We start from the raw sequence: 21,559 nt of genomic DNA, 5'->3' as shown, positions 1-21,559 counted from the left end.
ATAGATAAATGAGGGCTACATAATGACTATACCCGGCAGTGAAGTGATTGTAACAGCGGAAGATGTCGCAACACCCAGTAAGACGAAACAAATTATAAAAAAGCACAATCTCGTGCTCAAAAAGAGTCTGGGTCAGAACTTCCTGATCGACCAGAATATCTTGGGCAAGATCGTTTCGGCTGCGGAGCTTGGGCCTAACAAAGGCGCGCTGGAAGTCGGCCCTGGCATTGGGGCGCTCACCCAGCAGCTGGCCAAGCTCGCAGGGCGCGTCTTGGCCGTGGAGATCGATCAGCGTCTCCTGCCTATCCTAGGCGAGACGCTGGAGCCTTATCCCCATGCGAGTGTCGTGCATGGCGATATTTTGAAGACGGACCTGCCGGAATTGTTCCGGCAGCATTTTGACGGGCTGGATGGCGTCAGTGTCGTCGCCAATCTGCCCTACTACATCACGACGCCGATTATTATGAAGCTTCTCGAAGAGAAGCTTCCCTTGGAGAACATCGTCGTGATGATTCAAAAAGAGGTGGCCGACCGCATGGCGGCTCGCCCGGGCACCAAAGATTACGGCAGCCTCAGCATTGCCGTGCAGTTCCACTGCGAGCCGGAGCTTGTCACGATCGTGCCGCGCACCGTCTTTGTGCCGCAGCCGAACGTGGACTCTGCCGTCATCCGGCTGCGTGTGCGCAAAACACCGCCGGTTGACGTGGCGGACGTGGACTTCTTCTTCGCTGTCGTCCAGGCGTCCTTTGTCCAGCGGCGCAAAACCTTGTACAACAACCTCGCTGCGAGGTTCTTTACCAAAGAAAACAAATCGGAGCTGGAAACTCTGCTCCAGAGCATCAACATCGAGCCTTCGCGCCGCGGCGAAACGCTCAGCATGGACGAATTCGCGCGCTTGTCGACTGCGCTTCGCGCGCACGGCTGTAAATAACCCGCACCAAATGCCCAGCCCCGCCATAGGATAACCCATGGAGGGGATTTGTGCGATGAGGCAAGGTGATTTTGTAACCCGTAAATCCTATGGCGGCGACGTCATGTTTAAGATTGAACGTATCGATCAATTGAAGGCAGTCCTGCGCGGCGTCGATTACCGATTGCTTGCGGACGCGCCTCTAGTGGACTTAACGTTGAAGAATCCGACAGAGTCGATGGACCATCCCAGGTCGAGTTCGCCTGAATTTCGCGAGTCATTGCGAAGGCTGGCGGTTGCCCAAGTGCAGCTTCAGGAGAAAAACCAACTCTCGGTTGCCCATACGCAGAAAGTGAACGCGGGATATTTCGAAGTCCCGGGTAAAGTCCTACACTTAGACGGAGATCCGACTTATCTACGCAAGAGCATGCAGCTCTATGGTGAACTTCGCGTGCCCGCTGAGGGCTTCTATATTCCCGAGCCCCAGATGGCCGACGCGCTCCACCGGCTGCTTCCGCAAATTAAGCCGGATATTGTCGTCATCACAGGGCATGACGGAATACTTAAGCATCGCAAAGCTGCTGGGCCAGGCGGCTTGTCCAGCTATAAGAACTCGCAGAACTTCGTGAACGCGGTTCAAATAGCGCGGCAGTATGAGCGCAATCGCGACGCGATGATTGTCGTGGCTGGAGCTTGCCAGTCACATTTTGAGGCTTTGCTTCGGGCTGGGGCCAACTTCGCCAGCTCGCCGGCGCGCATACTCATCCACGCGCTAGATCCGCTGTGTATCGCCGCAAAGCTATCCTATACATCCGTGAAGGACACGATTTCGATGTTGGACATTATGGATTTGACGGTGACGGGGCTTGATGGGCTGGGTGGTGTAGAGACAAGAGGGAGCTATCGAATGGGCGTTCCCGGTATTCAACATACAGATGAGCATGCTTAAATTTTTGCTCATTACAATGATTTTCTTTCAAGGACACTTGCCTGATGCTTCTCTTTTCGGAGAGGGCAGCAGGGGAGTGTTCTTTTTTTATTGGAAAAGTGTGAATAATTTGCGAACTTTGGAGACAACCTGTACAATGGGGAATTCAGAAATTAGGTGAAAATGCCGTTGACAACTGGATTATGGTGCTGATATAATATTTGACCCTGTTTGACATGCTTGTCAGGATGGGTTATAATTAACAAGGAAAGAGGTGGTAGTTGACAATGGCAAAAAATGCGCTGTTGGAAATCAAACGCAGTTTGGAGCCCCACGTCGGGCAGAAGATCATGTTGAGAGCGAATGGTGGCCGTCGAAAGACAGTCGAACGTTCCGGTGTTTTAGAAGAAACCTACCCTTCTGTGTTTATCGTGAAGCTTGACCAAGAATCACACGCCTTTAAACGAGTGTCATACAGCTACGCCGACATTCTTACCGAATCTGTTGAAGTTACGGTATGTAATGATGATGGTCAGGTTCGTATCACCTATATCCAACATTAAGCTTAATAAGTTTCTATAATGAGCAGACCCTAGGGTCTGTTTTTGCATTTGAATGGACCTGGTGCGTCTGGGCATACTAACCTTACTTTACGCTTACGCTGCCAGCTTTGTTTGATCAAAGCTCAGACTAAGCTCAGGAAAAGGAGGTTTTTTGATGAGTCGCAGAAGAGGTGTTATGTCCGAAAGTTTCAAAAATGAGTTGGCAAAAGATCTGGGGTTCTATGATGTCGTTCAGCGCGAGGGCTGGGAAGGGATTCGTACCAAAGATGCCGGGAACATGGTGAAGCGGGCTATTCAGATTGCGGAAGAACAGTTGGCGAAGCAGTATGCAACCTCTGCGCCGCCGGTTACGCAAACTTCATATGGGCAGAATAGTTTTACGCAGCCAAGCTTCTCGCAGGCGCCAGTGTATAACCAACGGGTTGTACAGTCTCAACAGCACTATGGACAGCAAACGCAGGCTTTTACACCTTCCTATAACTCTCAAAACGCGTACACCTCGTCTTCGCCTAGTGGTCAGTCACAAGCGGGCTGGAATCCTATGGCATCAGCAATCCAACAGTCGGCGCAAGGTGAACGGCGTCCCTACTACAGCTAAAGCGAATGCTTTAGCTTTTTTTTTGCGCTTTTGTTATAATATTTTAACGGCAAACGAGCAAAAGAAGGTGATCCTGATGAAGATTTTTGAAAAAGCACCGGCTAAAATTAATTTATCCTTAGATGTTTTACATAAAAGACCAGATGGTTATCATGAAGTAGAGATGGTCATGACGATGGTTGACCTCGCTGATCGGATTGAAATGCAGGAGCTTTCACGGGATACGATCATTATTTCCAGTCAAGCAGGCTATATTCCGTTGGATGAGAAGAACTTGGCCTTTCAGGCTGCGCGGCTTATCAAGGATCGCTATGACGTCAAACAAGGCGTCTACATTCATTTGGATAAGAAGATTCCCGTAGCTGCAGGACTTGCAGGGGGCAGCAGTGACGCGGCGGCAACGCTTAGGGGTTTGAATCGACTTTGGAATTTAAACATCCCTATGGAGGAGCTGCAGGTGCTTGGCGCTGAGCTTGGATCCGATGTGCCCTTTTGTGTCACCGGAGGGACGGCTGTCGCCAGAGGACGCGGAGAAAAGCTGGAGCCGATCGTCTCACCGCCCCAATGTTGGGTTGTTTTGGCCAAGCCTCCCATCAATGTGTCCACGTCGGAGATTTACGGCAAGCTGAACGCTCGCGAGATCAAGAATCACCCTTCAACAGAGAATGTGCTGAACGCGATTCGTGAGAAACAGTTTGATCGGCTCTGCGGCAACCTCGGCAACGTGCTGGAGGAAGTGACGCTGGACCTGTACCCGGAGGTCAGACAATTGAAAGAATGCATGCAGCGTCTCGGCGCAGATGGCGTATTAATGTCCGGAAGCGGGCCGACGGTGTTCGGCCTTGTCTCCAAGGAAGCGAAAGTTCCCCGTATTTATAATGGGCTTCGAGGATTCTGTAAGGATGTTTATGCGGTGCGGATGTTGACCTAGCATGTGGAGTTGTGTGCGAGGGGCCCGAAGGGGCTCTTTTTTAACGGAGTGGATAAAGGGGCAGCGCTTAATCTGCTAGAACGATAAAGCCGTCAGGCTCATGCCTAGGCGGTGCTTTTTTGTGGAAATATTCACCTTCCGGGAAGTAATTTTCGTTATGTTAGCATTGTGTTATGTATATGTTAAGTTAATTTTCATGTGAAGCTTGAATAAATACGTATAAAAGTGGTATATTTTCTTTATATTATTCGGATTTTTGGGGGGTAGTGCGATGAAAAAGTTGAAAAGGAGCGCTAGGCTGGTAGAAATGACGCAATACTTGTTATTTCGCCCCCATTCGTTAATTCCTTTAACGACTTTTGCCGAGCGTTACAACTCAGCGAAATCCTCGATCAGTGAGGATTTGGCGATTATTAAAGAGGTTTTTGAAGAAGAAGGACTCGGGGAACTGCAAACGCTTGCGGGCGCAGCCGGCGGCGTGAAGTTTTCACCAAAGGTGCCGAAGGAAACCTCGTTGAAGTTCATAGGGCAGCTCTGTTTGCAGCTGCAGCAGCCTGAACGGATCCTGCCAGGCGGTTACTTATATATGTCCGATATCATGGGGCAGCCCCAGTATTTAAATGAAATTGGCAAAACGTTCGCATCTGCGTTCGCAGGGCGTGATATCGATGTGATTATGACCGTAGAAACGAAAGGCATTCCGCTCGCGTACGCGACGGCTACTTATATGAATCTACCCGTTGTTGTTGTTCGCAGGGATAATCGGGTAACAGAAGGCTCAGCCGTAAGCATTAATTATGTTTCTGGCTCCAACAAGCGTATTCAGACCATGTCACTTGCAAGACGCGCCTTGAAAGAAGAATCCAAGGTGCTTATCATCGACGATTTCATGCATGTTGGCGGAACAATTCACGGCATGATGGATCTGTTGGCGGAGTTCAAAGCCTCCGTTCAAGGTGTTGGGGTCTTCATGGAATCTGTGGAAGTGGAAGAGCGTTTAGTAGATCAATACGTATCACTGGCCCGACTGTTTGGCGTCGACTCCAAGACCAAACAAATCACGGTAGAGCCAGGTAATTATTTTGATAGTAAAAAAGGAGACGCGTAAAACGATGGAATTCATCTCAACAACGGCAGCGCCTGCTGCTATCGGACCTTACTCACAAGCAGTTAAGCTCGGTAATTTGCTGTTTACTTCGGGACAAATCCCGCTTGGCTTAGATGGGCAAATCGTACAGGGCGGCATTCAGGAGCAAGCTCATCAAGTGTTTGCAAATTTGAAAGGTGTATTGGAAGCAGCGGGTACTTCTTTCGATCAAGTTGTGAAAGCGACTGTTTTCCTCAAGGACATGAATCAATTTGGTGAGCTGAATGAGATCTATGGCACCTACTTTGGTGATCATAAACCGGCTAGATCGACTGTCGAAGTGGCTAGATTACCACGTGATGTTTTTGTCGAAATAGAGTTAATTGCTGTGATTCCTGTCGAAATTTAACAGTAACATTAAGATTGTATAAAATTATCGAAAATTTCAAAAAAATAAGAAGGAATTTGCACAACGATGTGGAATATTACACCCAAGTCTCAGAGATGGAAAAAGGTGGTGAACACAAGTGCAAATTACAGATGTAAGGCTCCGCCGGGTCAACTCCGAGGGGAGGATGAAGGCAATTGCTTCCATAACTATCGATAATGAGTTCGTAGTACACGACATACGTGTTATCGATGGGAACAACGGTATGTTCGTAGCGATGCCAAGCAAGCGAACGCCGGATGGGGAGTTTCGAGATATCGCTCATCCAATTTCTTCTACAACTCGTGAGAAAATTCAAGCTGCCGTATTGGCTGAATATGACCGTGCAGCGGTAGAAGAAGAGGTTATTGAAGAAGGCGCATAATGTATAATAATTGAGGGGGCCCTTAAGGGCTCTCTTTTCTTTTTGGGGGCTTTGATGCTATATTTGGTAAAGAACTGTTAACTACATCATTTAGGCATAAATCATACAGGTATTTATAATAAAGGGGTTGGATAGTCTTTGAAACTCATGGCGATTGTGTTGGCAGCAGGACAAGGTAAACGAATGAAATCGAAACTGTATAAGGTGCTTCATCCGGTTGTAGGAAAACCGATGGTAGGGCATGTTGTAGATACCCTTCGGCAAATAGATGTAACAAGAACGATGGTCATCGTAGGATTTGGAGCAGAAGCCGTCCAGAACTATCTTGGAGATCAAGTTGAGTATGCGCTGCAGGAGAAGCAATGCGGAACCGGTCATGCGGTCCTGCAAGCGAAGGATGTGCTAGGCGATGAAGACGGAATGACGGTGGTCATTTGCGGAGATACGCCGCTGATCTCAGACGTAACGCTTAAGAATACGATAGAACTTCATCAACGTTCTGGCGCGTCGGCTACGATCCTGACAGCGAAGCTTGATGAGCCGCAAGGCTATGGCCGTATCATTCGTGGTGAAGATGGCAGAGTTGCGCGAATAGTTGAACAGAAGGATTGCAGCAGCGAGGAAGCGGCTGTTCAGGAGATTAATACAGGGACTTATATTTTCGATAACCGGAAGCTCTTCAAAGCGCTGGGCTCTGTCACAAACAACAATGCTCAGAATGAGTATTACTTGACAGATGTCATCGGCATCATGACAAGTGCAGGGGAAACTGTGCAAGGGTACTGCATGGCGGATGCTGCAGAATCTATCGGCGTGAACGACCGTGTTGCGCTTGCCGAAGCGGAGCGCTTGTTCAAAGCGCGCATTAACCGTGAGCATATGCTGAACGGAGTTACGATTATTGATCCAGCTAACACGTACATCGAGAAGGATGTTGTGATTGGAGCGGACACCGTTCTGCTTCCAGGCACTATTTTGCGCGGGAAAACCATTATTGGCGAGCAGTGCACGATCGGACCTCAAACCGAAATCATCGATTCTGTTGTGAAGGATGACGTTACGATTAAGCAATCCGTTCTCCAAGAGGCTTATGTGGATAATGAGGCTAGCGTAGGGCCTTTTGCGTATTTGAGACCTGGAGCGGACATCGGGAAGCAAGTGAAGATCGGCGACTTCGTCGAAATCAAGAATTCGAAGCTTGGCGAAGGCACGAAAGTGTCTCACTTAAGTTACGTTGGAGATGCGATTGTTGGCACGAATGTTAACATTGGCTGCGGCGCGATTACGGTGAATTATGATGGCTTCAATAAGAATTTAACGGAAATCGGGGACGATGCGTTCGTAGGCAGTAATGTGAACTTGATTGCTCCGGTGAAAATCGGCAATGGTGCGTACGTTGTCGCAGGCTCGACGATTACACATGCCGTGAACGATGGGGATTTGGCTATCGCGCGGGAAAGACAAACGAACAAACCGGGTTATGCGGATAAAATCAAAGGCCGGATGAAAGCGAAGAAAGAAAACAAAGCAAAAAAAGAATAGGAAAACGTTAAATCTCCCTTGCGAGGGGAAATTTGGATGGAATCTCTGAAGGATGGGTACGCTATGAACTAGCTGTTACCCACTTGGCGTCGTTTACGAAAGTAAGTGTGCTAAGCAAAATTCTTAGGAGGTTCTTTTTCTTATGGCATTGTCACTGAAAGCGGAAGCCCGCAAGGACACAACGAAATACGATATCAAACAACTGCGAGTGAAAGGCAAGGTGCCTGCGGTCGTGTATGGCAAAAAGGTGGCTGCGACGGTGATAACCGTCGACCAGAAGGAATTAGTGGCGCTGCTACGCAAAAGCCCGCACGCTGTTATTGAGCTGGAGATGCCGGACGGCGGCGGCAAGCAGCCGGTTATGATCAATGAAATCCAGCGCAATCCGCTGAACCGGCAGCTGCTCCATGTTGATTTCCATCAAATCAATATGGATGAGCCGGTCAAAACGGTGGTCACCTTGGAGTTCATCGGGGATGCCGTTGGGGCGAAAGAGGGCGGCATTTTGCAGATTCAATTGCATGAGCTGGAGATCCGCTGCTTACCGAGTGAAATCCCGGCATCCATCACTGTGGACATTTCGAATGTAGGAATCGGAGAAAATATGCTGGTCAGTGAGCTTAGCGTGCCGGGGACGATTGAAGTCAAGTCGGATCCGAGCGAGCTTGTGCTGACCATTCTTGCGCCTCAGAAAGAGGCTCCTGAGGATGTTGCTGCTCAGGGCAAAGAGGATAAGCCAAACGAGGTTAATGAGGAAGCGAAAGAAGAGCAGACCGTATAGACTTAAAGAAGGGTACCCTCGCCGCCGCGCAAAGGGTATCCTTTGTTTTTCCTCTTTCTTCCGTTAATATCCAGGCCGGGAAACAATGAAGTGCGTATTTCTGTTATAAAACGTATTATTTATTTTAATAAAATGCGGGCTGTAAAATTCAATATAGCCTATATCCTTATGCAGGTTTTGATAGTATACTTGGACGGGAATACCGGCATCTATATGATCTTGAAAATGATGATCGCTTGTAAGTTGTTGACCGTTTAGATACATATTCGCTGTTTCACCCGCAATTATGAATTTGATGTTCACTTTAGTAACATATAGGTAAACAATAACCTTAAGATGCAGGTTACGCCAAGGATTTTTTAGTAAAAGGCTAGGAGGATCTGAAAAAAAATGAAATGTTTTATCGGACTGGGTAACCCGGGAAAGCAATATGAGATGAATCGCCATAATGTTGGGTTTATGGCCATAGATCGTTTTGCCGCCAAATGGGGGATAAACTCTTTTCAAAGTAAGGGTAAGGGACTGCTGGGAGAGGGGAACGTGAACGGCACGAAAGTATTTTTGCTCAAGCCGATGACGTATATGAATCTTTCCGGTGAATCGATGAGAGCAATCTTGGATTTCTATAAAGCGAAGGTGGAGGATGTTGTCATCATTTATGATGATATGGACACGCCTTTTGGGCAAATCAGGCTCCGTTATCAAGGAAGTGCAGGCGGCCACAATGGGATCAAGTCCATTATTCAGCATGCCGGGACTCAGAGCTTCAACCGCATCCGCATAGGCGTAAACCGACCTGCTCCAGGCTATAATATCGCTGATTATGTCTTGGCGAACTTTTCCAAGGAAGAGATGAAGTCGCTGGATCAGGTGCTGGATCTGACCTGTGAAGCGATGTTGTCGAGCCTGGACGAGCCTTTCGAGAAGACGATGGGCAAATTTAATAAATAAGTAACACGGTTTGTCTCCAACATCATATGCATGGTCCTTATTCGAAAATGACAATGGTACATTCGGCTAATTTCTCCGGAGAATGGCCATACTAGGATGTAATTGAATCGTCGAAGGAGGCATACATATATGATTAAGTACATTTGCAGGCATTGTCATACCTTTGTTGGGGAAATTAATCAAGCAATTACGGAGCAGCAACTCGGTTTCCATTTCTTGACCCCTGATGAGCGTAGAGATATAATATCGTATAACACGAATGGTGATGTTACGGTTAGGGTTGTTTGCGATTACTGCCGCGAGGCGCTGGAGGCCAATCCAGAGTTGTCGCTGCTGGCCAGTCCATTGCAGTAACATGATGTTTTCGCTGAATTAAATTGATGAAGATGAAGAGTTAATAGCCGAGGCAAGTGTGCCAAGGCTTCTTTTTGTGAGAGGAGTGTACTTGTTTGCAAGCTTTAATTCAGGCTTTTTCTGCGGATACCGACTTTCAAACGATCGTGTCAGGCATCAGGTCCGAGATGAAAGAGCAGCTCGTTGCCGGACTTACCGGTTCCTCCAAGCAAGTGATGATCGCAACTCTTGCGCGAGAGCTAACGCGCCCGCTATTCATTGTTACTCATAATATGTTTGCCGCTCAAAAAATAGCGGAGGATTTGCTAGAATGCCTATCATCCGATGATGTTCTGCTCTATCCGTCGCAAGAGCTTCTGACAGCGGAAGAAGCAGCTTCCAGTCCGGAGATGCTGGCACAGCGTATTGATGTGCTCACGAAGCTGGCGGGCGGTTACCGCGGCATTGTGATTGCTCCGTTCGCAGGCGTGCGCAGATTACTTCCGATTAAGCAAGTGTTCGAAGAATCCCGAATAACCGTTAAAGTCGGGGATACCATTCAACTGGATGAGCTCCTCAGCACCTTATCCAATTTGGGCTACGAACGCGTGGAGCGGGTTGAGACCAAAGGGGAGATGAGCGTTCGCGGCGGCATTTTGGATTTGTTTCCATTGACGTCGGAAAATGCGATTCGGATTGAACTTTTTGATGTCGATGTGGACTCTATTCGTACTTTTGATGTGAGTGACCAGCGGTCAATAGATAAATTAACGTCGATTACGATTCCTCCTTGCCGTGAGATTCAAGCGGATAGAAAGCGATTACAATCTGCTGCCCAGCATGCGTATGAGCTGCTGCAGGCACAGCTGGAGAAGATGACCGACCGAACAGCCAAAGACAAGCTGCTTGAAGGGATCGGACACGACATTGAACTGCTCCGTGAAGGGCAGACGTTCCCAGGCATTTATAAATATATTTCTCTTTTATATACGGAAAGACAGACCCTCATAGACTACATGCCTAAGGATGCTGTGCTGATTATCGACGAACCGGCTCGTTTGCTGGAGACCGCGAAGCAGCTTGAACGCGACGAGGCAGAGTGGATGATGCATGCGCTGACAGAGGGGAAGAGCTTGCCGGCTTTTGTGCTGTCCAAATCTTACGAAACGCTGCTGCACCGCAGACCGTTTCCAACGTTATATTTATCTCTGTTTCTGCGTCAGGTCGTTGGGATTCAACCGCAGAATATCGTGAACTTCGTCAGTCGCGTGATGCAAAATTTCCACGGGCAAATGAATTTGCTCAAAGCGGAGATGGAGCGTTGGAAGAAAAACGGAGCCAACGTTATTCTCCTCGCCAACGGCGAAGAGCGTGCTGAACGGGTGAGGCGTGTTCTGAATGACTACCAGATCGAAGTGCCTGAAATTGTAGATGGGAATCTGCAAACAGGGTTTGAATTGCCTTCGATTCATTTGGTTGTCATTACGGAAGGCGAGATTTTCACACAGAAACAGCGCAAAGCCCGTAAAGTTGAGAAGAAGCTGGAGAACGCCGAGCGGATCAAAAGCTATCAAGAGCTTAAAATTGGCGATTACGTTGTTCATGTGAACCACGGGATCGGGAAATACGTCGGTATAGGTACGCTCGAAGTGGGCGGTATCCATAAAGATTATTTGCATATCATGTACGCCGGCGGCGATAAGCTGTCTGTGCCGATTGACCAGATCGATCTGATTCAGAAATATGTAGGTTCCGAAGAGAAGGAACCGAAGGTTTATAAGCTTGGCGGAGCCGACTGGGCTAGAGTGAAGAGCAAGGCAAGAGCATCCGTTAAGGATATTGCGGATGAATTGATTAAGCTTTACGCGGAACGACAGGCTACGACAGGTTATGGATTTAGCAAAGACAGCTCCTACCAAAACGAGTTCGAAGCCATGTTCCCCTACGATGAAACACGGGATCAGCTTCGTGCGATCGAAGAGATTAAGAACGACATGGAGAAATCGCGTCCGATGGACCGCTTGCTTTGCGGTGACGTTGGTTACGGGAAAACCGAGGTTGCCGTTCGTGCGGCCTTTAAGGCGGCCATTGACGGGAAGCAGGTTGCGGTCTTGGTGCCGACAACGATTTTGGCGCAGCAGCACTATGAGACATTCCGCGAGCGTTTCTCAGGCTATCCGTTTAATGTGAGAGTGCTCAGCCGTTTCCGCTCGAAGAAAGAGCAGACGGAAGTCATGAAGGGCGTCAAAAAAGGAACGGTTGACGTTGTTATTGGAACACATAGATTGCTGTCACAAGACGTGCAATTCAAGGATCTGGGCCTGCTGATTGTCGATGAGGAGCAGCGGTTTGGCGTGTCCCACAAAGAGAAGCTAAAGCGGCTTAAGACGAATGTTGACGTGCTGACGCTGACAGCAACGCCGATTCCAAGAACGCTGCATATGTCTATGCTCGGCGTTCGGGACTTGTCCGTTATTGAAACGCCGCCGGAAAATCGTTTCCCTGTCCAGACCTATGTGGTCGAATATGGCCCGACTTTGGTTCGGGAAGCGATCGAGCGGGAGTTAGCGCGTGAAGGTCAAGTGTATTACCTTTACAACCGCGTTCAAGGGATTACACAGATCGCCGATCAAATCTCAATGATGATACCGGATGCCCGTGTTACGGTTGCCCATGGCCAGATGGGTGAGCAGGAACTCGAGAAAACGATTCTCGATTTCTTGGATGGAGAATACGACGTGCTTGTCAGTACGAGCATTATCGAGACCGGTGTCGATATTCCGAATGTGAACACGCTTATCGTTCATGATGCGGATAAAATGGGGCTTTCCCAGCTGTACCAGCTGCGCGGGCGCGTAGGACGATCGAATCGCGTTGCGTATGCCTATTTCACGTATCAGCGGGATAAAGTGCTCACGGAAGTAGCGGAGAAAAGGCTTCAAGCGATTAAAGAGTTTACAGAACTTGGCTCAGGCTTTAAAATTGCGATGAGGGATTTGTCGATTCGCGGTGCAGGGAACTTGCTGGGTGCCGAACAGCATGGCTTCATTGCTTCTGTAGGTTTCGACCTCTACTCACAAATGTTAGCCGAAGAAATTGCAAAGCTGAAACTAGAAATAGATGGGGAAGCGACCGTCCCGGAACCGGAATGGAACACTTCCATCGACATACAATTGGATGCCTATCTGCCATCCGACTACATCTACGACAGCATGCAAAAGATCGAGATTTACAAAAAAGTGGCCGCGATTCGCACGTTGGAAGAAGCGGCAGACCTGCATGATGAGCTCGTGGATCGCTTCGGAGATCTGCCGCAGGCCGTGTTTAACTTGCTGTCAGTGGCTCGCCTGAAAGCATACGGTGCGGAGTACCGAATTGAAACGATCAGCCAAAAAGGGGATGATTACCTAATCAAGGTGCATATTGACCAAAATGGCAGGCTGGATGGTCAGAAACTGCTCCATTTGTCCAAAGGCTTTGATGGGCGGATCAAGCTCAATGCAGACCCTCAGCTGCATATTGTAATTCGTTGTAAAGGTATGAAGCCAGAAGCTTCCATCGAGTTGGTGGAGAAGTTCTTGGTACAATATAAGGATGTTCTGAAAACGAAAGGGGAATTAAAGGATGTTGCCAAATCATACTAGCAAACGACTTTTTTCTAAAAAATGGATATTAAGCATGGTGGCATTGCTTGTTGCTTTTTCCGTATTAAGTGCTTGTGGAAGCAAAAAGGAGGGTGCAGCAACCGCTTCACCTTCCCCATCTGCAGCTGCAACAGCAACAGGGAATCCGGCTGACGTGATTGCGACTTACAAAGAAGGCGGCAAAATCACGCGCGGTGAATTCGATTCTTTCATCAATGTGAACAAAATGTTCTCACCACAATTGGCGCAATTCATGACAGACCCGGCTTTTCAACAAGATATGTTGAAGCAAATGGTTACTTTCCGCGTATTGTCTGCAAAAGCGGATGATAAAGTAAAAGCGGATGCTGACAAACAAGTCACTGAGCAAATGAAAGCTATCACGGATTACTTCGGTAAACAAGAAGGCGGAATGGACAAGCAGTTGAAAGACAACGGTATCGAGCTGAAAGATATCGAATCTTTGATGAAAATGAGTTTCTACACAATGGGCAGCATGGAAAGCAAAATCACGGACAAAGCTGTTCAAGATTCCTATAACGAGCAAGCGGCTGCACATGCTTTTGATATCGCAACAGTTAGCCACATTTTGATCTCCTTGAAGGATGCAGCTACTCAGAAAGATCTACGTACGAAGGACGAAGCTTTGGCAAGAGCGAAAGAAGTAAAAGGCAAATTGGATAGCGGCGGAGATTTCGCGGCTCTAGCGAAAGAGTATTCCGATGATCCAGGTTCTAAAGATGCTGGCGGTACGTACAAAGATGCAGACATCAACCAATGGGTGCCTGAATTTAAAGAAGCGGCAAGTACACTTCCTTTGAACAAAATTTCTGATCCGGTTGAATCCTCTTTTGGTTACCACGTTATGAAAGTGGAATCCAGAAGCACGAAACAGCTAGATGACACGCTTAAAACACAAATCAAATCTCAGCTTGCGGAGAAATCCCTTTCTGAGTTCGCAGAGAAAGAATACCCGAACTTGATCGAAACCAATAATTTGCCTAAACCGGAAGCAAGCCCGGCTCCAGCGGCAAGCCCTGCTGCAAGTCCAGCAGCAAGCCCTGCAGCAAGCCCGGCGGCAAAGTAAGAACTTACCAGGATGTCCGAATATGGACATCCTGTTTTTATTTGTTATTTTTGGACAACATAATCACAGCAGGGTGCAATGCAAAGCTACATAAAGAAAAATTCCTTAGCAGAAGCGACTGCATAGAAGATTGGGAAGTGAAGAATACTATGGATAGAATTCAAGTTCCCACCAAAACCCGATCTAGCATACAAGATTTCATGCTCCTGTCGTATCTAATTCTTGAGCGGAAAGTGAGGCATCTAGAGGTATGAAAGCAACTGGAATTGTCCGTCGGATAGATGATTTAGGGAGAGTTGTTATTCCCAAGGAAATACGACGCACACTGCGAATTCGCGAAGGCGACCCTTTGGAAATTTTCGTTGATCGCGATGGTGAAGTGATTCTGAAGAAATATTCGCCTATTGGAGAGCTCGGTGATTTTGCTAAGGAGTACGCAGAGTCGTTATTTGAGAGTACGAATCATGTTGCCATGATTTCAGACCGAGACACGATTATTGCTATGGCTGGTGGGTCCAAAAAGGATTTCTTAGAAAAATCAGTGGGGTCAATTATTGAATCCTGTATGGAAAACCGTAAACCGATTTTGGAGAGCAACTCCGGACAGTTTGAGATTATTAAGGATATGAATGAGACATTCTCTTCTTTCGTCGCTGCTCCGATTGTGGCGGGGGGCGATCCTATTGGCTCCGTTATTTTGATCTCGAAAGACGAGAGTGTAAAAATGGGGAACATGGAAGTGAAGATGGTAGAAACAGCGGCCGGTTTTCTGGCGAAACAGATGGAACAATAGAGAAAATCATAAAACACAAAGGCTTCCTTACTGAGGTGATGTTCATCTGTAAGAGAAGCTTTTTTTGTCTGCATAGAGCTATTTCGTTATAATACGTGTATAGGTATCACATCAGGCAGAGGAGAAATAGGATGGGGGAGACCGGCAAGGGGCATCAGATGGATCGCGAAGAGCTCCATCAGAATGCCGGAAAACAGGGGACAGCCAAGCTGTTAAAAGGGGCTGCGGTTCTGGGTGCGGCGGCTGTGCTTTCGAAGTTACTGGGCACATTGCAAAAAATACCGCTGCAAAATGTAGCGGGAGATGCCGCTTTTGGTATCTATAATGCGGTTTATCCGCTTTATATTTTGATTTTATTTGCGGCTACGGCAGGTTTTCCTGTCGCTGTTTCTAAGTTTGTGGCGGAGAGTGTCATTCACGGCGATCATCGTGAGGCGAAACGCATCGCCCGCATTTCGGGAACAGTGCTGCTGGGCAGCGGTATCGTTTTGTTCGTGCTGCTATATCTTGGAGCGGGCGAGATTGCCCGTTGGATTGGGATCCAGCAGACGGAGAAGGCGATTCGAAGCGTTTCTTTTGCATTGCTTTTAGCTCCGACACTGGCGGTGCTGCGCGGTTATTTTCAGGGGTATCAAAATATGCTGCCAACCGCGGTCTCACAAGTCATGGAGCAGTTGATTCGGGTTATTACGATGGTTGCTTTACTGCTTTATTTGGCGGCACTTGCTTATGACGAGGAGTGGATTGCAGCAGGAGCGACTTTCGGTTCCGTTACCGGTGCAGCCGCAGGGCTAGTCGTTATGTATGTATATTGGCGAAAAGCGATGCGGAGTCTGAATGGTTCGGAGGAGCGGGAGGGCGGAAGTAGTCCTGAAGCTAAGGCCCTGTCCACTCGACAGTGGGTGAGACGGATTGCAGCTTATGCGATTCCTGTCTGCTTAGGAGCGATCGTAGTGCCGTTGTTGACTTTGGTCGACACGTTTACGATGCCTCGGCTGCTAGAAGCTTCGCAAGGTAGTGAGCTTGAAGCGATGCGGCAGTTTGGCTTGTATAACCGCGGCTTGCCGTTGGTCCAGCTTGTTGTGATGGTAGCCTCCTCAATGTCAGCTGTCCTCGTTCCTGCCATGGCGGATGCGAAGGCAAGAGGATTGACCGACGTCATGCGCTCGCGCGCGGAAATGTCCATCCGGCTCTCTTGGCTAATTGGGCTGGGCGCCTCGTTTGGACTCGCATTTGCCGCGGTGCCGATCAATATCATGCTGTATAAAAACAGCGAGGCGAGCCTAACGATGGCCGTGCTGGCGTTCACGGCCTTGTTCAGCACGCTGAACGCTGTCTCCGCCAGCGTGCTGCAGGGTGCCGGCGCGATCCACACGCCGGCGCAGGCCTTGCTCGTTGCCATCGTGTTGAAAGCACTCGGCAACGTCGTGCTCATGCCCCGCTGGGGCATCGAAGGCGCCGCGCTCAGCGCGGTCATCGCCTACGCCGCTGCGGCGGGGCTGAATCTGGTGCAGCTGCGCCGCTGCACCGGGGCGCGCTTCGCGCTGCGGCCATACGTCATCGCACCCACGCTGGGCGTGGTGGCGATGGGCGTCTGCCTCGCAGCGCTGCAGCTGCTAGCCATGCCCGCTGTGGCGGCATGGCACTTGCCTGAGCGATTGAGCGCGAGCGCAATCGCTTTGGTTGGGGTAGCCGGCGGCGCGGCCGTCTACGGGCTTGTGCTGCTGCGCAGCGGCAGCATCAGCCGCGAGGAGCTGCGGCTGATGCCGGAGCTGGACCGGAAGCTGGCGCCGGTCCTGGCTCGGATCTGGCCGGCGGGGCGTTCAGCCGGCCGGTAGGGTTCCCGGCAGCTGCGCATGCGCTGCCCTTGCCCTTGCAGTTGCCCCTGCTATTAGCTTTGCAGTTGCCATTGCACATTGCAGCAAATGCAATTTCCTGCAAAATGTGCAGTGAAATTAGCATCATGGCGGCTAATCCTGACACGTCCTGCATTTCATACAGGAAATTCCTCGAAAAACAGCCAAATCGGCTGATTTGCTTAAAATAACCTGCACTTCTTGCAGTAAAACTTGCACACGAGGGGATTTACCTAGCAAAGACCTTCACTTTTTGCAGTAAGCCCGCTAAGAGTCCCTTAACCCGTGATTAACCCTCCCGCGAAGGAGAGGAGCCTGGGCTTTTTGGACCCAATTCGGGTCCCATACATATTTCAGGAGGTGCCATCCATGTCAACTCAAGCTCACATAACTGTCGTCGGACTCGGAACGGGAGACGAGGACCAGCTCACACTCGGCGTCTGGAAAAAGCTCCAAAGTGCAGCGAAATCACAAGCCGCGCTCTATTTGCGCACGGAGGACCATCCGATGGTCCGTATGCTGGACAGCAATCAAATCCCTTACCAAACTTTCGACGCCAATTATATTGCTCATCAAAGTTTTGAAGGGGTTTATGAATCTATTGCAGAGTCACTTATTCAATCTGCCAAAGACGCATCCACCGAGGTCATCTATGCTGTCCCTGGTCACCCTATGGTGGCGGAGTACACGGTTCAGCTTTTGAAGCAGCGGTGTCCGGAAGAAGGGATCTCGCTCCAAGTCATGGGGGGAGAAAGTTTTCTGGATCAGGCATTCTTACGCTTCGGTTTCGATCCGATCGATGGCTTCCAGTTGCTGGATGCGACCAGTCTCAGCCGCTATGCGCTTAATCCGCAGATGCATACAATTATTGGGCAGGTCTACGACACCTACACGGCGTCAGACCTCAAGATTTCTCTCATGGAGACGTACCCGGATGAATATCGCGTTGTTGTCGGCCACTCTCTGGGCGTGGCAGGTGCCGAGCAGATTATCGAAGTGCCGCTGCATGAGCTGGATCATGTGAAAGGTTACGGAAATTTATCGCTTGTTTGGGTGCCGAAGAGCGAGCAGGACGAGGTCCACTATCGCACTTTTGGCCGTTTGCATGAAATCGTGCAAATTCTTCGGAGTCCAGAGGGCTGTCCTTGGGATCGCGAGCAGACGCATGCCAGCCTCCGCAAAAATCTCATAGAAGAAGCTTACGAAGTGCTGGAGACGATCGATGAAGATGATCCTGAGCACATGTGCGAAGAGCTGGGAGATTTGCTGCTGCAAGTTATGCTCCATGCGCAGATGGAAGAGGAGATCGGGACATTCACTGTGTATGACGTCATTGCTACGTTGAACGAGAAGCTCATTCGCCGCCATCCGCACGTGTTCGGGAACAACAAAGCGGAAGATGCCGATGAGGCGCTTGTGAACTGGAATGCGATGAAGGTCGAGGAGAAGCGGAAGAAAGGCATTGACGTGACGAAGCAATCGGTCCTGGATGGCGTTCCACGGGAGTTGCCGGGGCTCATGAAGGCCTTGAAGCTGCAGAAGAAGGCGGCTACCGTTGGTTTTGATTGGCCTGAGCTGCGAGAGGTGCTTGAGAAGCTGGATGAAGAGTTGGCAGAGCTGCGGGAGGCAATCGAAAATACGTCAGAAGACGCGGCTCAAGATCGGCTTGAGGAGCTTGGGGATGTGCTTTTTTCTATCGTAAATGTTGCTAGATTCCTCAAAATTGATCCGGAAGAAGCTATTGCACACACAAATCGAAAATTTATTCAAAGATTTTCATATATTGAAGATCAGCTACGTTTAAAAGGGCTTTCTTTTGAACAAACTGGGTTATCAGAGATGGAAAATTATTGGCAGGAAGCAAAAAAAGTTACAAAACTTCGCTAGTAATAGAAGGAATTTGACGAAAAAAGAAGAATACTAAGTTTGGTGTAAGGTTGAATATGGAAATTTAATAGTAGGGATATTTGAACATCGTTCAAAGTCTCTCAGCTTTGCGAATTTTGGTACATAGAAGACATGATCTTCAACTATTTTTGGGAGGTAACAAATCACATGAACAAAACGGATTTGATCAACAACATTGCAGAAAAAAGCGGACTAACTAAGAAAGACGTAGAAGTTGTACTTAACGGATTCCTTGGTGAAGTTACAGACGCTCTTTCATCCGGAGATAAAGTTCAATTAATCGGTTTCGGAACTTTCGAAACTCGCAAACGTTCCGGTCGTACAGGCCGCAACCCACAAACTGGTAACCCAATTGTGATCGCGGAATCCAACGTTCCAGCTTTCAAAGCGGGTAACAAGCTTAAAGACGCTGTAAAATAATGCGAATTGACAAGTTTTTAAAAGTATCTCGACTGATTAAGCGCCGAACCGTAGCGAAGGACGTGTCCGACCAAGGGCGTGTCTGGATTAACGGCAGAGATGCCAAGGCGAGTACGCAAGTGAAAGTCGGCGACGAATTGGCTATTCAATTTGGTCAGAAAAAGGTGACGATTCGCGTAGAGCTCCTGTCGGAGTCGACCCGTAAGGAAGACGCTGCGAAGATGTACACGCTGGTCAAGGAAGAGGCTTATCAGTCCGAGTAACACGGTTGAACACCGAATAGTCCAGGATTCCCGGATGAGGGATCTTGGGCTTTTTTTTGGTTCTAAAATAGGACATCCTCCCATATCGTAATGATAGATGAAGGAGGGGTACAGGCCATGATGGAACCCGTTAAAAATACGAACAAACGGCAAGAAATCAAAATGCTGAATCGCAAGCTCTTGGAGATCTCCGGAGTTTTGAACGTAGAGAGCTTTGACAGCGAAGAGTTCCTCCTTGAAACGGAAATGGGCTACTTGATGATCAAGGGGCAGAATTTGCACATTAAGAATTTGAGCTTGGAGCAGGGGTTAGTCGCCATTGAAGGACTTATTCAAGAATTATCGTATGTGGATGGAAATACCCAGGAGAAATCCAAGGGATTTCTTGGTAAATTATTCAAGTGACGCTGAACGTTCAATTCCACACGATTTTTATGATGTTTTTGAGCGGGGTCGCCATTAGCGCGATGTTTGATGTGTTTCGAGTGCTTTCCGGTAAGCTCAGGCTGCCGCGATGGACGATTCCGCTCGTTGATACGGTGTATTGGATTGTGGCGACAATCCTTGTGTTCCGACTGTTGATTTACAGCAATGAAGGACAAGTTCGTATGTTTATTTTTCTGGGAATGGGGATCGGTATTTGCTTTTATTTCGCCTTCCTCAGCCAGGTAGTGGTTCATCTGACGCTGTTTCTCATACGAGTAGTTATCGCGATTTACAAGTTTATTGCAAAAACCGTCGAAATTCTTATCATTAAACCGATCATTGGCTTATATCGTCTAACTGTGATAATTTTGGGCTTTTTGCTTGCTGTAGCTATATTCCTTTACAGAATTGTGCTACAATTGCTTTATCCTTTGTGGAGATTACTCCTCTGGATGACTCGGCCTGTGCATAAATATTTCGTGATCCCTGATTGGTTGAAGAAGCTGACGGGCAAGATCGTAACGTTATATCGCAGGTTATTCTCAAAGTAGGAGGAATTCCTATACATGCAGGCTCAAGCAACCGCACCAAACAAGCGCAGCAGTAGTGTAGGCTCAAAGCGAAGACTGCGTTTTCTGATGATCTTTGTTCTCTGTTTTATGAGTTGGGCTGCTGTTAACATTTGGGGGCAGTTCGCTAAGCTTCACGAGAAGAGAAATGCCGTGGCGAATATGGAGCAACAGCTCGTTGATGCGAAGAAGGTCAAGGAGCAGACGCAGAAGGAAATCAGTAGGCTTCATAATGACGAATACTTGGATCAAATTATTCGCCGGGATTTTCACTATAGCAAAACGGGAGAGACGCCACTTAGTGTCTCGAAGCAATAAAAGGACTGAAGAAGGGGCGAATGCCGTGTTGACCGTGGTTTCTGCATCGGTTATAATCGGCGTAGCCAGTGTTTTCAACATTTTAAGGGAGGAACATTTTACTTTATGGCAATTGAAGTTGGCACCAAGTTAGAGGGTAGAGTGACGGGGATTACTCACTTTGGAGCATTCGTCGAGCTTGCTGAAGGAGTTACCGGTCTTGTTCACATTTCGGAGATCGCAGACAATTATGTGAAAGACGTTAATGACCATTTAAAGCTGGAAGACAAAGTATTGGTCAAAGTGATTAACGTGGACAAGGATGGCAAGATCGGACTGTCGATCAAGCAAACGATTGACAAGCCAGTTGAGGAAAGACCAGCTCGTCCTGAACGTACAGGTGGCAGCAGCTATCAAGGACGCCCGAGCGGAGATCGTCCAGGCGGCTTCCAAGGTGGTCGTCCAAGCAGTGGCGGAGAACGCAGTGGTCCTCCTAGTGGTGGCCCAGGCGGCGGTCGTCCAGGCGGCGGCTTCAATCGTGGCGGCGGCGGTGGTGGCGGTCGCGGCGGCTTTAACAAGCAGCAAGGCGGAGCTAGACCGTTCTCGTTCGAAGATAAAGTATCTCGTTTCCTTAAAGATAGTGAAGAGCGGATTTCGTCTCTGAAGAAGAACACCGAGTCCAAACGCGGTGGTCGAGGCGGAAGAAGAGACTAATAGATGCTTATAATAGAACCACATTTCGCTTAGGCGGGTGTGGTTTTTTTATTTTGCAATGGTTTCTGCCGAATTACCAATTATTACAATTCATCGTATGGTCAATTCCAATCGACATGGAGTTACGGGTATCTCCCCCATCTGCG

The 21,559-nt window shown here is 48.6% G+C and carries 22 protein-coding genes and 1 pseudogene; all 23 read left to right on the top strand.

Translation table 11 applies throughout. The annotated features are described in order from the left end of the window. Window positions 1–22: 22 nt before the first annotated feature. Window positions 23–931, top strand: coding sequence for a 16S rRNA (adenine(1518)-N(6)/adenine(1519)-N(6))-dimethyltransferase RsmA (gene rsmA / locus ACUN27_RS37025; protein ID WP_445560569.1), 909 nt, complete (start codon window positions 23–25; stop codon window positions 929–931). A 55-nt stretch (window positions 932–986) separates the two neighbouring features. After that, the gene (gene yabG / locus ACUN27_RS37020; protein ID WP_315955943.1) at window positions 987–1,859 is read left to right on the top strand and encodes a sporulation peptidase YabG; all 873 of its coding nucleotides are present in this window, start codon (window positions 987–989) and stop codon (window positions 1,857–1,859) included. A 266-nt stretch (window positions 1,860–2,125) separates the two neighbouring features. Beyond that, entirely contained in the window at window positions 2,126–2,401 is a 276-nt protein-coding gene (gene veg, locus ACUN27_RS37015) for a biofilm formation stimulator Veg (RefSeq protein ID WP_028557365.1), read from the top strand. A gap of 154 nt (window positions 2,402–2,555) precedes the next feature. Beyond that, window positions 2,556–2,726, top strand: a pseudogene (locus ACUN27_RS37010) (small, acid-soluble spore protein, alpha/beta type); the annotation flags it as partial. 349 nt (window positions 2,727–3,075) lie between these two features. After that, window positions 3,076–3,930 carry a 4-(cytidine 5'-diphospho)-2-C-methyl-D-erythritol kinase gene (ispE, locus tag ACUN27_RS37005; protein WP_315955944.1) on the top strand — a complete coding sequence of 285 codons (855 nt, stop codon included), beginning with the start codon at window positions 3,076–3,078 and terminating at the stop codon, window positions 3,928–3,930. Between the two features lie 271 nt (window positions 3,931–4,201). Further along, window positions 4,202–5,038 carry a pur operon repressor gene (gene purR, locus ACUN27_RS37000; RefSeq protein WP_315955945.1) on the top strand — a complete coding sequence of 279 codons (837 nt, stop codon included), beginning with the start codon at window positions 4,202–4,204 and terminating at the stop codon, window positions 5,036–5,038. A gap of 4 nt (window positions 5,039–5,042) precedes the next feature. Next, a complete protein-coding gene (locus ACUN27_RS36995; protein ID WP_445560568.1) occupies window positions 5,043–5,426 on the top strand; it encodes a RidA family protein in 384 nt (127 codons plus the stop codon). Window positions 5,427–5,544: 118 nt separating this feature from the next. Continuing rightward, window positions 5,545–5,829 carry a septation regulator SpoVG gene (spoVG, locus tag ACUN27_RS36990; RefSeq protein ID WP_028557369.1) on the top strand — a complete coding sequence of 95 codons (285 nt, stop codon included), beginning with the start codon at window positions 5,545–5,547 and terminating at the stop codon, window positions 5,827–5,829. Between the two features lie 138 nt (window positions 5,830–5,967). After that, entirely contained in the window at window positions 5,968–7,371 is a 1,404-nt protein-coding gene (gene glmU / locus ACUN27_RS36985; RefSeq protein WP_315955947.1) for a bifunctional UDP-N-acetylglucosamine diphosphorylase/glucosamine-1-phosphate N-acetyltransferase GlmU, read from the top strand. 142 nt (window positions 7,372–7,513) lie between these two features. Continuing rightward, window positions 7,514–8,152 (top strand): 50S ribosomal protein L25, encoded by a 639-nt coding sequence (locus tag ACUN27_RS36980; protein WP_315955948.1) that lies wholly within the window; start codon window positions 7,514–7,516, stop codon window positions 8,150–8,152. A gap of 390 nt (window positions 8,153–8,542) precedes the next feature. Beyond that, window positions 8,543–9,103: an aminoacyl-tRNA hydrolase gene (pth, locus tag ACUN27_RS36975; RefSeq protein WP_315955949.1), complete on the top strand. Its 561-nt coding sequence runs from the start codon at window positions 8,543–8,545 to the stop codon at window positions 9,101–9,103. A gap of 129 nt (window positions 9,104–9,232) precedes the next feature. Further along, window positions 9,233–9,457 carry an anti-sigma-F factor Fin family protein gene (locus ACUN27_RS36970; RefSeq protein ID WP_145669352.1) on the top strand — a complete coding sequence of 75 codons (225 nt, stop codon included), beginning with the start codon at window positions 9,233–9,235 and terminating at the stop codon, window positions 9,455–9,457. Between the two features lie 95 nt (window positions 9,458–9,552). Then, entirely contained in the window at window positions 9,553–13,080 is a 3,528-nt protein-coding gene (mfd, locus tag ACUN27_RS36965) for a transcription-repair coupling factor (protein WP_315955950.1), read from the top strand. Continuing rightward, complete coding sequence (locus tag ACUN27_RS36960; RefSeq protein ID WP_127457140.1) at window positions 13,061–14,167, top strand: peptidylprolyl isomerase; 1,107 nt, start codon at window positions 13,061–13,063, stop codon at window positions 14,165–14,167. Before mfd ends, ACUN27_RS36960 begins: the two co-directional genes overlap by 20 nt. Window positions 14,168–14,417: 250 nt before the next feature. Then, window positions 14,418–14,960 carry a stage V sporulation protein T gene (gene spoVT / locus ACUN27_RS36955; protein ID WP_315955951.1) on the top strand — a complete coding sequence of 181 codons (543 nt, stop codon included), beginning with the start codon at window positions 14,418–14,420 and terminating at the stop codon, window positions 14,958–14,960. A gap of 131 nt (window positions 14,961–15,091) precedes the next feature. Continuing rightward, the gene (locus ACUN27_RS36950; RefSeq protein ID WP_326063939.1) at window positions 15,092–16,798 is read left to right on the top strand and encodes a putative polysaccharide biosynthesis protein; all 1,707 of its coding nucleotides are present in this window, start codon (window positions 15,092–15,094) and stop codon (window positions 16,796–16,798) included. Between the two features lie 387 nt (window positions 16,799–17,185). Beyond that, a complete protein-coding gene (gene mazG, locus ACUN27_RS36945; RefSeq protein ID WP_445560567.1) occupies window positions 17,186–18,703 on the top strand; it encodes a nucleoside triphosphate pyrophosphohydrolase in 1,518 nt (505 codons plus the stop codon). Window positions 18,704–18,871: 168 nt separating this feature from the next. Continuing rightward, window positions 18,872–19,144 carry an HU family DNA-binding protein gene (locus ACUN27_RS36940; protein WP_029197991.1) on the top strand — a complete coding sequence of 91 codons (273 nt, stop codon included), beginning with the start codon at window positions 18,872–18,874 and terminating at the stop codon, window positions 19,142–19,144. Further along, window positions 19,144–19,407: an RNA-binding S4 domain-containing protein gene (locus tag ACUN27_RS36935; RefSeq protein WP_127457143.1), complete on the top strand. Its 264-nt coding sequence runs from the start codon at window positions 19,144–19,146 to the stop codon at window positions 19,405–19,407. Before ACUN27_RS36940 ends, ACUN27_RS36935 begins: the two co-directional genes overlap by 1 nt. Window positions 19,408–19,524: 117 nt before the next feature. Next, window positions 19,525–19,812 carry a sporulation protein YabP gene (gene yabP, locus ACUN27_RS36930; RefSeq protein WP_157324487.1) on the top strand — a complete coding sequence of 96 codons (288 nt, stop codon included), beginning with the start codon at window positions 19,525–19,527 and terminating at the stop codon, window positions 19,810–19,812. After that, the gene (yabQ, locus tag ACUN27_RS36925) at window positions 19,809–20,384 is read left to right on the top strand and encodes a spore cortex biosynthesis protein YabQ (protein WP_315955954.1); all 576 of its coding nucleotides are present in this window, start codon (window positions 19,809–19,811) and stop codon (window positions 20,382–20,384) included. Before yabP ends, yabQ begins: the two co-directional genes overlap by 4 nt. A 15-nt stretch (window positions 20,385–20,399) precedes the next feature. Beyond that, window positions 20,400–20,720: an FtsB family cell division protein gene (locus tag ACUN27_RS36920; protein ID WP_161407612.1), complete on the top strand. Its 321-nt coding sequence runs from the start codon at window positions 20,400–20,402 to the stop codon at window positions 20,718–20,720. A gap of 105 nt (window positions 20,721–20,825) precedes the next feature. Further along, entirely contained in the window at window positions 20,826–21,413 is a 588-nt protein-coding gene (locus ACUN27_RS36915; protein ID WP_445560566.1) for a S1 domain-containing RNA-binding protein, read from the top strand. Window positions 21,414–21,559: the final 146 nt, after the last annotated feature.

It is taken from the genome of Paenibacillus sp. WC2504 (assembly GCF_052682475.1).
Note: the sequence above shows the minus strand (reverse complement) of the source record. Positions and strands in the feature narration are given on the sequence as shown.

What these genes read in the sequence shown, in the direction of transcription:
- rsmA (WP_445560569.1), top strand. Translation starts at nt 23, where the DNA reads ATGACTATACCCGGCAGTGAAGTGATTGTAACAGCGGAAGATGTCGCA.
- yabG (WP_315955943.1), top strand. Translation starts at nt 987, where the DNA reads ATGAGGCAAGGTGATTTTGTAACCCGTAAATCCTATGGCGGCGACGTC.
- veg (WP_028557365.1), top strand. Translation starts at nt 2,126, where the DNA reads ATGGCAAAAAATGCGCTGTTGGAAATCAAACGCAGTTTGGAGCCCCAC.
- ispE (WP_315955944.1), top strand. Translation starts at nt 3,076, where the DNA reads ATGAAGATTTTTGAAAAAGCACCGGCTAAAATTAATTTATCCTTAGAT.
- purR (WP_315955945.1), top strand. Translation starts at nt 4,202, where the DNA reads ATGAAAAAGTTGAAAAGGAGCGCTAGGCTGGTAGAAATGACGCAATAC.
- ACUN27_RS36995 (WP_445560568.1), top strand. Translation starts at nt 5,043, where the DNA reads ATGGAATTCATCTCAACAACGGCAGCGCCTGCTGCTATCGGACCTTAC.
- ACUN27_RS36980 (WP_315955948.1), top strand. Translation starts at nt 7,514, where the DNA reads ATGGCATTGTCACTGAAAGCGGAAGCCCGCAAGGACACAACGAAATAC.
- pth (WP_315955949.1), top strand. Translation starts at nt 8,543, where the DNA reads ATGAAATGTTTTATCGGACTGGGTAACCCGGGAAAGCAATATGAGATG.
- ACUN27_RS36970 (WP_145669352.1), top strand. Translation starts at nt 9,233, where the DNA reads ATGATTAAGTACATTTGCAGGCATTGTCATACCTTTGTTGGGGAAATT.
- ACUN27_RS36960 (WP_127457140.1), top strand. Translation starts at nt 13,061, where the DNA reads ATGTTGCCAAATCATACTAGCAAACGACTTTTTTCTAAAAAATGGATA.
- spoVT (WP_315955951.1), top strand. Translation starts at nt 14,418, where the DNA reads ATGAAAGCAACTGGAATTGTCCGTCGGATAGATGATTTAGGGAGAGTT.
- ACUN27_RS36950 (WP_326063939.1), top strand. Translation starts at nt 15,092, where the DNA reads ATGGGGGAGACCGGCAAGGGGCATCAGATGGATCGCGAAGAGCTCCAT.
- mazG (WP_445560567.1), top strand. Translation starts at nt 17,186, where the DNA reads ATGTCAACTCAAGCTCACATAACTGTCGTCGGACTCGGAACGGGAGAC.
- ACUN27_RS36940 (WP_029197991.1), top strand. Translation starts at nt 18,872, where the DNA reads ATGAACAAAACGGATTTGATCAACAACATTGCAGAAAAAAGCGGACTA.
- ACUN27_RS36935 (WP_127457143.1), top strand. Translation starts at nt 19,144, where the DNA reads ATGCGAATTGACAAGTTTTTAAAAGTATCTCGACTGATTAAGCGCCGA.
- yabP (WP_157324487.1), top strand. Translation starts at nt 19,525, where the DNA reads ATGATGGAACCCGTTAAAAATACGAACAAACGGCAAGAAATCAAAATG.
- ACUN27_RS36920 (WP_161407612.1), top strand. Translation starts at nt 20,400, where the DNA reads ATGCAGGCTCAAGCAACCGCACCAAACAAGCGCAGCAGTAGTGTAGGC.
- ACUN27_RS36915 (WP_445560566.1), top strand. Translation starts at nt 20,826, where the DNA reads ATGGCAATTGAAGTTGGCACCAAGTTAGAGGGTAGAGTGACGGGGATT.